General features: G+C 37.9%; 10 protein-coding genes. 3 read left to right on the top strand and 7 right to left on the bottom strand.

Translation table 11 applies throughout. The features are described from left to right. Positions 1-137: 137 nt before the first annotated feature. From GJU39_RS15070 to GJU39_RS15060, 3 genes are all read right to left on the bottom strand, one after another. Positions 138-548 (bottom strand): GNAT family N-acetyltransferase, encoded by a 411-nt coding sequence (locus GJU39_RS15070; RefSeq protein ID WP_154281793.1) that lies wholly within the window; start codon positions 546-548, stop codon positions 138-140. Positions 549-553: 5 nt separating this feature from the next. Further along, complete coding sequence (locus GJU39_RS15065; RefSeq protein WP_167515700.1) at positions 554-1,732, bottom strand: MFS transporter; 1,179 nt, start codon at positions 1,730-1,732, stop codon at positions 554-556. A gap of 107 nt (positions 1,733-1,839) precedes the next feature. Then, positions 1,840-3,381, bottom strand: a complete 1,542-nt coding sequence (locus GJU39_RS15060) for an acyl-CoA carboxylase subunit beta (RefSeq protein ID WP_154281791.1) — start codon at positions 3,379-3,381, stop codon at positions 1,840-1,842. Between the two features lie 270 nt (positions 3,382-3,651). Here GJU39_RS15060 and GJU39_RS15055 point away from each other — a divergent pair, with 270 nt between their 5' ends. From GJU39_RS15055 to can, 3 genes are all read left to right on the top strand, one after another. Next, positions 3,652-3,996 carry a hypothetical protein gene (locus GJU39_RS15055; protein WP_154281790.1) on the top strand — a complete coding sequence of 115 codons (345 nt, stop codon included), beginning with the start codon at positions 3,652-3,654 and terminating at the stop codon, positions 3,994-3,996. Between the two features lie 151 nt (positions 3,997-4,147). Beyond that, positions 4,148-5,752, top strand: coding sequence for a SulP family inorganic anion transporter (locus tag GJU39_RS15050; protein WP_154281788.1), 1,605 nt, complete (start codon positions 4,148-4,150; stop codon positions 5,750-5,752). A gap of 6 nt (positions 5,753-5,758) precedes the next feature. Next, positions 5,759-6,415, top strand: coding sequence for a carbonate dehydratase (gene can, locus GJU39_RS15045; protein WP_154281787.1), 657 nt, complete (start codon positions 5,759-5,761; stop codon positions 6,413-6,415). 135 nt (positions 6,416-6,550) lie between these two features. Here the strand turns inward: can and pruA are convergent, their stop codons facing one another. The 4 genes from pruA to GJU39_RS15025 all read right to left on the bottom strand — a co-directional run bounded on the left by pruA (position 6,551) and on the right by GJU39_RS15025 (position 11,216). After that, on the bottom strand, positions 6,551-8,185 hold the full coding sequence (gene pruA / locus GJU39_RS15040) for an L-glutamate gamma-semialdehyde dehydrogenase (RefSeq protein WP_154281785.1): 1,635 nt from the start codon (positions 8,183-8,185) through the stop codon (positions 6,551-6,553). 166 nt (positions 8,186-8,351) lie between these two features. Then, positions 8,352-9,077, bottom strand: a complete 726-nt coding sequence (locus tag GJU39_RS15035) for a LytR/AlgR family response regulator transcription factor (RefSeq protein WP_154281784.1) — start codon at positions 9,075-9,077, stop codon at positions 8,352-8,354. Next, positions 9,074-9,850: a sensor histidine kinase gene (locus GJU39_RS15030; protein WP_167515699.1), complete on the bottom strand. Its 777-nt coding sequence runs from the start codon at positions 9,848-9,850 to the stop codon at positions 9,074-9,076. Before GJU39_RS15030 ends, GJU39_RS15035 begins: the two co-directional genes overlap by 4 nt. Before the next feature lie 385 nt (positions 9,851-10,235). Continuing rightward, a complete protein-coding gene (locus tag GJU39_RS15025; protein ID WP_167515698.1) occupies positions 10,236-11,216 on the bottom strand; it encodes a histidine kinase in 981 nt (326 codons plus the stop codon). Between the last annotated feature and the right edge of the window lie 64 nt (positions 11,217-11,280).

The following is an 11,280-nucleotide window of genomic DNA, read 5'->3' as shown; positions in this document are numbered from 1 at the left end:
GTTACAACCTTCCTAAAACAAAATATTATTTGGAAAAATTTTAATTATTATTTGGATTTAAACACAGTTCATCCTGAACTTGATTCAGGATCTGATTAATAAGATGCTGAATTAAATTCAGCACGACGGTTGGTAATTTAAAATTCTTTTCTCATTACCACGAAATCGTAGCCATCTTTAAAAAATGTTTTTTCGGTTTCGTGGAAGCCAAATTTATAATAAAATTCTTTAGCATTTACCCTGGCATTACACCAAAGCTTTGTTGCTTTCTGAATTTTACAAAAATCTAAGATATACTGCATCAATTGCGTTCCCAGGCCCGATTTCTGCTGGTTCGATTGAATGGCCAGTTTCCTGAATTGATAAACATCTCCATCGTGAAACAGCGAAACTACACCCGTAAGTTTATGATCAACATATAATCCAAAATGGATGCCCTCAAAATCATCGGCCAGTTTTACACGATCAAAAGGCAATTCCGGGTACATTACCTCATGCCTGATTTTCCAGGTTAATGACGGGAAGATTTGTTCAATTTGAATGAGCATAAAGATTATAAAGTTTTGTTTTTCCTGCCATAGAATTTATAAATCAAAATGTTGAGCAAAGTGATTCCGGCTATGCCATAGCAGAACATTGCCCAGCCACCATGGCCCCAAAGCCATAATCCTAATGCAGATCCGCAACTGGCACCAATAAAACTTACCGACATAAAGATGGTGTTTAACCGGTTTCTGGCCTCTGGGATGAGGGTGTAGATTCTTGTTTGATTGGTTACATGAATGGCTTGCTGGCCGATATCAATTAACACAATGCCGATAACGAACAGATATAAATGGCTGCCTGTAAAGTAAAATAATGCGATGCTGATTAATTGTAAGATGAAGCCAATCATCAGGTTTTTGCGCGGGTTGTTCCCATCGCTGAGCTTGCCAACAAGAGGCGCAGCCAACGCTCCGGCGGCACCGGCAATCCCGAATAAACCAATTTGCAAGGTTTGAAAGTTAAAAGGCGGATTTGCCAGAAAAAGTACCATGGTGGTCCAAAATGCGCTGATAATGGCGAAAGCCAGGAAATTAATGATGGATGTTTCGCGAAGAACTGGTTGCGTTTTCATATAGCTAAACATAGAACTCATCAACTGCTTATAAGAACCTTTAAATGCCGGGAAGCTTTGCGGAAAACGTTTAGCCATCAATACAATTAACAGCAGGCAGATAGCTGATGCCATATAATAAACTGCTCTCCAGCCTAACCAAAAACCGATGCTTCCGCTTACGGCTCTGGAAGCCAGAATTCCAACCAATAATCCGCTCATAATCATTCCGATGTTTGCGCCACGCTCTTTATCAGAACTTAAATTAGCCGCGAGTGGTAAAATCAGTTGCGGAACGATAGAGCAAATCCCGATCAATAAAGATGCAATTTCGAGTAAAAAGAATGATGGTGAAACCGCGGCTACTAACAGGGCAACAATGGCTAAACCCGTAATGGTTAAAATCTGTTTTTTCCGCTCAAACATATCACCAAGTGGAACCAAAAGGAATAAGCCTAATGCATAACCGATTTGGGTGATGTAGGTAATTCGGCCAGCATCCGTTTCGGATAGTTTAAAATCTTTGGCAATCAGGATCACCAAAGGTTGGCAATAATAAATATTTGCCACAATTAGCCCGGTACAAAAAGCCATTAGCAGGATATCTGTACGGGATAATGATGAGGTTGTTTGCATATTACAGTCTAAAGTCAGGAGTCAAAAGTCTAAAATTCAAAGTCGTGGGTCTTGCAGGTCTGGATTGTGTACTGCCAGACTATGGACTGATGACTATGGACTTTTTTCTACAAAGGTATGTTTCCATGTTTTTTCCTCGGATGATTGACCACTTTATTTTCTAACATCTTAAATGCTTTTATCAACTTGATCCGGGTTTGTGATGGTTCAATTACTTCATCTACAAAACCTCTTTCTGATGCGCGATAAGGATTAGCGAAAATATCAGAATATAATTTCTCTTTTTCCAGCCATTTCTCTTCTGGGTTTTCCGCTGCGGTAATCTCTTTTTTAAATATAATTTCTGCAGCCCCCTTTGCGCCCATCACCGCAATTTCTGCACTTGGCCAGGCGTAATTCATATCTGCGCCAATGTGTTTGCTGTTCATCACATCGTAAGCGCCACCATAGGCTTTTCTGGTAATCACCGTAATGCGTGGAACAGTGGCCTCGCTAAACGCGTAGAGTAATTTGGCCCCATTGGTGATGATACCATTCCATTCCTGATCGGTTCCCGGAAGGAAACCCGGAACATCTTCGAAAACAAGTAAAGGGATGTTGAAACAATCGCAGAAGCGGACAAACCTTGCCGCTTTTGTGGAAGAATTGCTATCCAATACACCAGCTAAATAGGCAGGTTGATTCGCTACAATCCCGATACTTCTGCCAGCCAGCCGCGCAAAGCCAACTACAATATTTTCGGCAAAATCTTTATGAACCTCTAAAAAAGTATTTTCGTCTGCTACAGTAGTCATAATTTCCCGGATATCATAAGGCTGTGATGCATTTTGAGGTAGAAAAGTATTCAACGATGTCCTGCTTTCGTCCCTTGTTTCATAGGGGGTTGGCTCAGCCATTTCCTCACAATTTTGCGGCATGTAACTCAGCAACTTCTTTAGATGATTGATGGCCTCAATTTCATTGGCGCAGGCAAAGTGCGTTACACCAGATTTGGTAGCATGTGTAGTTGCCCCTCCTAATTCTTCGGAGGTCACCTCTTCGTGGGTAACCGTTTTTACTACATTTGGGCCGGTAACAAACATGTAGGAAGTATTTTCTACCATTAAAATAAAGTCAGTAATAGCCGGGGAATAAACGGCACCGCCAGCACACGGCCCCATTATGGCAGATAATTGAGGGATCACGCCAGAAGCCTGAACGTTTTGGTAGAAAATATCAGCATAACCGCCGAGAGAAACTACCCCTTCCTGGATCCGGGCACCGCCGCTATCATTAAGTCCGATTAAGGGGGCACCGTTTTTCATCGCCATATCCATCAGTTTGCAAATTTTCTCTGCATGAGTTTCTGATAATGATCCACCAAAAACCGTGAAATCCTGAGAGAAAACATAGGTTAAACGCCCATTAATGGTTCCATAGCCGGTAACGACACCGTCGCCCAAATATTTTTCGCGTTCCATTCCAAAATCCGTACTCCGGTGCGTAACCATCATCCCTATTTCTTCAAAACTACCTTCATCCATTAAAAAGTGAATACGTTCCCTTGCAGTAAGTTTCCCTTTTTTGTGCTGACTTTCGATTCGGGCCTGACCACCGCCTAAACTGGCTTGCTTTATTTTATCCTGAAGTAGTGCTATTTTTTTATCCATCGCAGAAGTAATGAGATTTTAAATTTATAAATTACCATCGGTATTACAAGGTGAGCATATGCTGAATTGAGTTAAGGTTAAGCGATTTTAGCGAATATTTAATTAAAATAAGGGCTATACCGCTGACAAAATCTTCCCGGTAGCTACGGGTAGATTAATCAAATGAATTGATTTATATCGTTTTACATTTTTTTTACAACATATAGTATTAAAAACTCGATTATCCGACTACTTTTGCATAGTAACATTATAATAGGATTAGAAACCCAAATGTTTTTTAGAAAATACAAATATATTATCGTTAGTGCATTCATGTTCATCTTCTTGGCGAAGATGGGTATTTCTGGCGCACCGGTATTTTGTAAGTGTATTGATAAAGACATCATGAATGCTGTGATCATGCAAATTGAATTGGAGCATGATGGCGGAAAAGATGCTTCTAAAGATATTTCGAAGTTTAGCGATTTCAAACTGCTGGAATTAAATCATCCTATTTTTTCGTATGAATTCTCTTCCAGTCACATTGTGTTGAAGAGTAGTTTCATTGAACATTTTAAAAGATATGTAGATCCATATCATCCTACGGTACCCACACCTCCGCCAAACATTATCTAGTTTTTTTATTGGGGTTAAATTAGAATGCTTTTTTATAGAGCTTTTGTAAACACATGGCACATTACAATGTAGTTTATTGCGTTCTCTGGAAAATATTCTAAGAAAATCCCCGCGATTTATTCGTTAAAATTTACCAGATAATTATATCGTTATGCAGAAGTTTAACCCGGCCTCATCAGGCTCGGATATCAAAAAGTATTTTCTTAAAAAGAATCTTAAAAAAGATCTTCCATCCAGTATTGTAGTGTTTTTAGTGGCCTTGCCATTGTGTTTAGGTATTGCCCTCGCCTCAGGCGCACCACTATTTGCCGGTTTAATTACCGGAATTATTGGTGGTATTGTGGTTGCTTCCTGCAGTGGCTCGCAGTTAAGTGTAAGTGGACCAGCAGCTGGATTAACCGTGATTGTGTTAGGTGCAATTACTTCACTCGGGAGTTATCAAACCTTTTTACTGGCGGTTGTTTTAGCAGGAGTTTTTCAATTAATTTTGGGTTTGGTAAAAGCCGGCACAATTGGAAATTATTTCCCCTCCAGCGTAATTGAAGGGATGCTGGCCGCCATTGGCTTGATTTTAATATTGAAACAATTGCCACATGCCTTAGGGGTAGATACCGACTTTAGTGGTGATGAAGGCTTTTTTCAACAAGATCATGAAAATACTTTTTCGGCAATTTCTGCAGCCATTAGTCATTTTAGTCTGGCGGCTGTGGTAATCAGTTTACTGGCCATAGCGATTTTATTGATCTGGCCTAGATTTCCGAAATTAGCAGTTGTACCCGCGCCGTTATTGGTTGTGGCCTTAGGGATTTTAGGAACATTTTTTTTCGCCGGAACAGATCATCCACTTCGTGCAGATCAAATGGTAAAGATCCCGGTGGTAAGTGGTTTCAATGGCTTATTAGGATTGTTCACCATGCCGGATTTTTCTCAGCTGGCGAATAAAAACGTTTACATTGTTGCCGTTACTATTGCTGTGGTTGCCAGTTTAGAAACACTTTTAAGTATAGAAGCTGTTGATAAGATAGATCCGATTAAAAGGGTATCGCCAACCAACCGGGAGCTGATTGCGCAAGGAATTGGAAACATTACCAGCGGAATGGTGGGTGGTTTACCCATGACATCGGTAATTGTTCGGAGTTCTGCTAACGTAAATGCTGGCGGCCGGACGAAGATGGCTGCAATTTTCCACGGGTTATGGCTGCTTTTATCATTGCTGTTTATCCCACAGGTGATTAATATGATCCCGCTTTCCTGCCTGGCCGCAATTCTATTGGTAACTGGTTATAAACTTACCCGGATTAGTTTGTTCAAACACATGTACCATAAAGGATGGGATCAGTTCGTACCATTTGTAGTCACTGTTCTGGCCGTTCTGTTTACTGATTTACTTAAAGGTGTGGCTGTTGGAATGCTGGTTTCGATATTTTATTTACTGCGGACCAACATGCGGAATCCCTTCTTTTATAGAATTAGCAATGATGGAGATAAAAAGAACATCAGAATTAAACTGGCGGAAGAAGTTTCATTTTTAAATAAGGCAGCAATCCAGGTGGTTTTAATAAATATTCCTCGCGAAACAAATGTAATTATTGATGGCTCAAACGCCCGGTACATCGATCCTGATGTTTTGGAAACCATCTTTAATTATAAACATAATGCATATACAAAAGGCATTATAGTAACCTTAGAGCATATACAGAAGCATTATTCTGTGCCAAAATTAACTAACAAATTTGTAGAAGACATTAACAAGTAGAAAATCATGTGTGCAAAAACAATAGAAACAAAAGATATATCTTACGAAGCATTATTACAGGGAAATAAAGATTGGGTAAAGGATGTAATTGATAGGGATCCGGCCTTTTTCGATAAGCTCTCTGAAGGGCAGAAACCACCGGTTCTATGGATTGGCTGCTCTGATAGCCGTGTGCCAGCCAACCAGATTACCAATACTAAACCAGGTGATATTTTTGTTCACCGGAACATTGCCAATGTGGTGGTGCATACCGATATGAATATGCTTTCCGTTTTAGATTATTCGGTAAACGTATTAAAGGTTAAACATGTAATTGTATGTGGCCATTATGGCTGTGGTGGTGTAAAAGCAGCTTTAGGTAATAAACAAGTGGGTATCATTGATAACTGGCTGAGAAATATTCGTGATGTTTACCGTACACACGAGCAGGAAATGGCAACTATTGAAGATCTGGATGTAAGGTTTGACCGTTTGGTGGAATTAAATGCGATTGAAGGTGCATCCAATATTATGAATACCTCGATTGTACAAGCCGCCTGGGCAAATGGTCAGGAATTATCTGTGCATGCCTGGGTTTATAGCTTAAAAACTGGAATTATTAAAGACATGGAAGTGACTTGTAGTTCCCTCGATGATGTTACACCTGCATTTAAAGTAGGGTAATATCAAATTATCTTTCATTTATAAGTGGAAAACCCCGGCATCAGCCGGGGTTTTCTTAGTTTAACAGGTTTAGTCATGAGTCATCCGGTGAATATAGGCGAGACTGCAATATGCACAGGACGACTGATTTTAACCTTAATCTTCAGCTAAAAAAGGATAACGGTAATCAGTTGGCGATTCAAAAACTTCTTTAATGGTACGTGGAGAAACCCAACGTAATAAGTTGATCATTGAACCAGCTTTATCGTTAGTACCTGAACCTCTTGCACCACCAAATGGCTGCTGACCAACAACGGCTCCTGTACATTTATCATTGATGTAGAAGTTACCAGCCGAGTTGCGTAAAGCATGTGATGTTTTATCAATTGCATAACGGTCTTGTGCAATTAAAGCCCCTGTTAAGGCATATGGTGAAGTGGTATCAATTACTTCTAAAATGGAATCAAAATCTTGATCCGCGTAAACATAAACCGTTAACACCGGACCAAATAATTCTTCGCACATGGTGGTGTATTTTGGATCGTTAACTACAAGAACAGTAGGCTCTATAAAATAACCTTTACTCTTATCGTAATTTCCACCGGAAATGATTTCCACGCCCTCATCTTTTTTAGCCTGATCTATGTATTTGGCTAATTTATCAAATGAACGTTCATCAATTACCGCATTAATAAAGTTGGTAAAATCTTCTGTACCACCCATTTTAAATGTCGCTAAATCGCGAAGCATTAGTTCTTTAATTTCTGGCCAGATGCTTTCTGCAACGTATACTCTGGAAGCAGCCGAGCATTTCTGCCCCTGGTATTCAAAAGCACCACGCACAATTGCGGTGCTGGCAATGTCCGTTTGTGCTGAAGGGTGAACCAGAATAAAATCTTTACCACCAGTCTCTCCTACAATGCGTGGATATGATCTGTATTTATGAATGTTTGTACCGATGGTTTTCCAGATTTCCTGAAAAACTTTAGTAGATCCGGTAAAGTGAATGCCTGCAAAATCCTTGTGATTAAAAATCACCTCACCTGTTTCGGGTCCGTCTGCATAAACTAAGTTGACAACGCCATCAGGTAAACCTGCTTCGCGGAAAATTTCCATTAACAAGTTGGCCGCATACACCTGCGTATCTGCTGGTTTCCACACCACTACATTGCCCATCATGGCTGCAGATGCGGGTAAGTTCGCTGCAATTGCAGTAAAGTTAAACGGCGTAAGTGCAAATACAAAACCTTCTAAAGGGCGTTGCTCTACACGGTTCCAGCTGCCGCGTGGTGAAACAGGAGGTTGTTGTTTATAAATATCTGCCATGTAGCTTACGTTGAAACGCAAAAAGTCGATCAACTCGCAAGCGGCATCAATTTCTGCCTGATAAGCATTTTTACTCTGCCCAAGCATGGTTGCGGCATTTAATTTATAGCGGTATTTGCCGGCAATTAAATCTGCTGCCTTTAAAAAGATAGCGGCTCTGTGTTCCCATGAAAGGTTTTCCCAATCTTCTTTAGCTGCCAGAGCGGCTTCAATAGCCTGGGTAATGTGTGTCTTATCGCCAATGCTGAATTGGGCTAAGATATGTTGATGATCGTGCGGTGCAACTACCTTACCTTTTTTATCGGTATGAACAGCTTTACCACCGATATACATCGGGATGTCTTGTTGGTGTGAGCGGGCCTCAGCAAGTGCTTCTTTTAAAAGTGCACGTTCTTTACTGCCTGGGCCATAGTTTAATATAGGTTCGTTTACCGGTGTTGGTACGTTAAAAAATCCTTTAAGCATAGTGTATTTTTTATGAGTTGCGCAAAGATAAGGCTTTTTGCGTGATGCAATTCTATTATTCTGTAAAGAAAATGGGCTGGTGTTTGAGGTAACTAAAAGATTTTTCCGGATGGATTTAGTGTCTTTGTGATTCAAAATTGTCTGTTTTAATTCAGACGCAGGCGTTTTATAAAATAAGCCGCTGTTTGATTACATCAAAGAAATCTTTGCGGTAGGTATCGCCAATCAGTATTTCTGTAGAGATACCTTTAAGGATCACCCGGTTGCCATCGATCGATATGATTCGGTTTAACGCTACAATGAACGATTTTTGTACCCTTAGAAACTGCGCTTTGGGTAAATTTTCTTCCACATCTTTCATCGTTAACAATGCCAGCGTTCTGATGCCGTTGTGGTGAAAGGCGACATAGTTTTTCATGCCCTCAACGAAATCAATTTCTGAAATATTGATTTTGAGCATTTTGCCTTTAGCCTCTGTTTTAACCATAAAATAATCATTGTGCTGATGATTAGTAATTATGCTGTTTTTTTGGGTGTTAATTATTTTTTGTGCCTTGTTTATAGCCTGTAGGAAACGTGGCAGCGGGATGGGTTTAACCAAATAATCCACTACATCCAGATCAAAACCTGCGGTAGCAAACTCTTTATAAGCAGTAGTTAAAATAACCAGCGCATCTCTATTATTCATGGTTTGAATAAATTCAATGCCCGAGATTCCTGGCATATGGATATCCAGAAAAATAAGGTCAACCGGATTACTGCTTAGAAAGCTCAGGGCATCAATCGGGTTGGTAAATGTTGCCAGAATTTCTATGGCGGTAACAGATTTAAGGTAATGTTGAATTACTTCAATGGCATGTTCTTCATCATCAACAACAATACAATTAATCATGAGATAGATGGTTTTGGCTTTATGGTTTGCAAATGTAGCTTTTCTAAAAAGTTTATTTCCCTAAATGATTTTTCTTCTCCTGTAATGGTACTAAACGGGATGCTCAGGTCTAATAAGTAATCTTGTTCAGTATCGGTAATGGTTAACATGAATTTATCCTGATAATGATGGCTAAGTCTTTTTTTAATGTTTGCTAAACCAATTCCGCTGGAAAGTTCTTTTGGCCCTTTTTTCTTTTGGTTGTAGGTATTTAAATAAATGTAGCCGTCTGCTTCGTTAATGCTTAAGAAAATTTGTACCGGGTATTTTTTATCTGTACAATTTCCATGCTTTAAAATGTTTTCTACAACAGTAATTAATATCAGCGGTATAATCCTGACATTTTGCGTATTCCCTTCAATTTTGAAATCAATTTGCAGTTTATGGTTAAAACGGAGTTGATTAATTTTTATTACGTTTTTAATGTGTTGTATTTCTTCATCAATTAAGGTCATCCGGTCATCCTTATCTATTTCAAGCGAGTAACGCATAATTTCGCTCAAGGTCATAATGCCATTGGCCAGTTCTGGTGAAAAGGGTAAAGATTTGGTATAAAAGAAATTTAGCGTATTGTTTAAAAAGTGAGGGTTGATCTGGGCACGGAGAAAGGCATTTTCGGTATCAAGTTTTTCTTTTTCAATTATTCTTAATTGTTTTTCCCGCTTAAAGGATTCATGGAAATAGAATAAGCTAAAAGATAATAGCGCATATTTAACGAACTTATATAAATTCAAAGTAATGAAATCAAAAAAATGAAAAATTCTTGGTGCAGGGCCGTCAGGCCAGACCAAAGGGCGAATGTAATAACCTGTGATATACCAAAAAATAGCATAGGAAGCATGGGCTAAAATCAAAAAAACAATTAACCGCCAAGTATTTAAAGGGTGAGTATAAATGTAATATATGATCCAACATAAATAAAATGCATAAATGTCGGGTAAGTAGGTGACGAAAAAATAGAGTATACCTGTAGAGTAACTTTTAGTCGAAGTAAAAATGCCAGCCGAAATACTGATCATAATATAAACCAACCAAAGACCTATGTGATAAAATATTATTTTATGTTTTGTGAAAAATTTTAGAGCGTTTATCATTTAATAATAATTGGGCGATTAAATATTAAGCCATTGCAGTTTTATTAGGTATTTTTAAGTTAAGTATTGTAAAAGACTCTTGGTCATTTGTAATTAATTTAAAGTTATTTCCGTAATAACTTTTAAGTCTTTTTTGTAAATTTTCTATATTATTTCCATTTGAATGTTCAATTGGATTACTTTTTTTCTTATTAAAAGTCTCTATTGCCAAATTTTTATCTCCATCAATTTGCAGCTTAATATATGATTCAGCATCCTGATCGGTACAATCTCCATATTTTATTATATTTTCTAGAATGGTAATTAATGTTAGTGGTGCAATTGAACAATCATTTGTATCTCCGTTAATTATTAAATTTATATAGAAGCAATTATTAAAAGTTAGCCTATTAATATTAATCACATTTTTTAAATGTTCAATTTCATCAGTCAATGGCATTAATTGATTATTTTGATCTATTTGAAGTGAATAGCGCATAATCTCTGATAAGTTCATTATCCCATCTGATAAATCTTTAGATAAGGGTAATGATTTAGCATATAAGAAATTTAATGTATTATTTAAAAAGTGTGGATTTATCTGCGCTCTTAAAAAGGCATATTCGATTTCAAGTTTTTCATTTTGTATTTCTCTTAAAAGTCTTTGGTGATTAATCGTTTTTTTGAAAAATTGAAAACCGAAAGCAACAACGTTACATTCTATAAAAATGTAGAATATCACAGTGACAAAATGCCCGAATTGAAATTGTGATGTTGGAATGTAATCTTCCCCAATCTGCGGTAGTATCAAATAATCCACTACATACCAAACTAGCGTATAAGAAATAAATATAATAATAATCGATGCAGTTAACTTAATTACTTTTATTGGTTTTAAAAGTTTTGAATAAGCATACCAACTTATATAAAACCCATATACTGTTGGTATATTTAATATTAAAATATCAGCTAGCAAATTGCTTGATATGTTAGCTGAATAATCTGGATTCCTCGAAGCTTTTAACACAACATTTAAAATCACATAACTTATCCAAAAGCAGATATGATATAGCAATATTTTATATTTCTTG

Source organism: Pedobacter petrophilus, assembly GCF_009674725.1.
GTDB classification, from domain to species: domain Bacteria; phylum Bacteroidota; class Bacteroidia; order Sphingobacteriales; family Sphingobacteriaceae; genus Pedobacter; species Pedobacter petrophilus.
Note: the sequence above shows the minus strand (reverse complement) of the source record. Positions and strands in the feature narration are given on the sequence as shown.

What these genes read in the sequence shown, in the direction of transcription:
- GJU39_RS15070 (WP_154281793.1), bottom strand. Translation starts at nt 548, where the DNA reads ATGCTCATTCAAATTGAACAAATCTTCCCGTCATTAACCTGGAAAATC.
- GJU39_RS15065 (WP_167515700.1), bottom strand. Translation starts at nt 1,732, where the DNA reads ATGCAAACAACCTCATCATTATCCCGTACAGATATCCTGCTAATGGCT.
- GJU39_RS15060 (WP_154281791.1), bottom strand. Translation starts at nt 3,381, where the DNA reads ATGGATAAAAAAATAGCACTACTTCAGGATAAAATAAAGCAAGCCAGT.
- GJU39_RS15055 (WP_154281790.1), top strand. Translation starts at nt 3,652, where the DNA reads ATGTTTTTTAGAAAATACAAATATATTATCGTTAGTGCATTCATGTTC.
- GJU39_RS15050 (WP_154281788.1), top strand. Translation starts at nt 4,148, where the DNA reads ATGCAGAAGTTTAACCCGGCCTCATCAGGCTCGGATATCAAAAAGTAT.
- can (WP_154281787.1), top strand. Translation starts at nt 5,759, where the DNA reads ATGTGTGCAAAAACAATAGAAACAAAAGATATATCTTACGAAGCATTA.
- pruA (WP_154281785.1), bottom strand. Translation starts at nt 8,185, where the DNA reads ATGCTTAAAGGATTTTTTAACGTACCAACACCGGTAAACGAACCTATA.
- GJU39_RS15035 (WP_154281784.1), bottom strand. Translation starts at nt 9,077, where the DNA reads ATGATTAATTGTATTGTTGTTGATGATGAAGAACATGCCATTGAAGTA.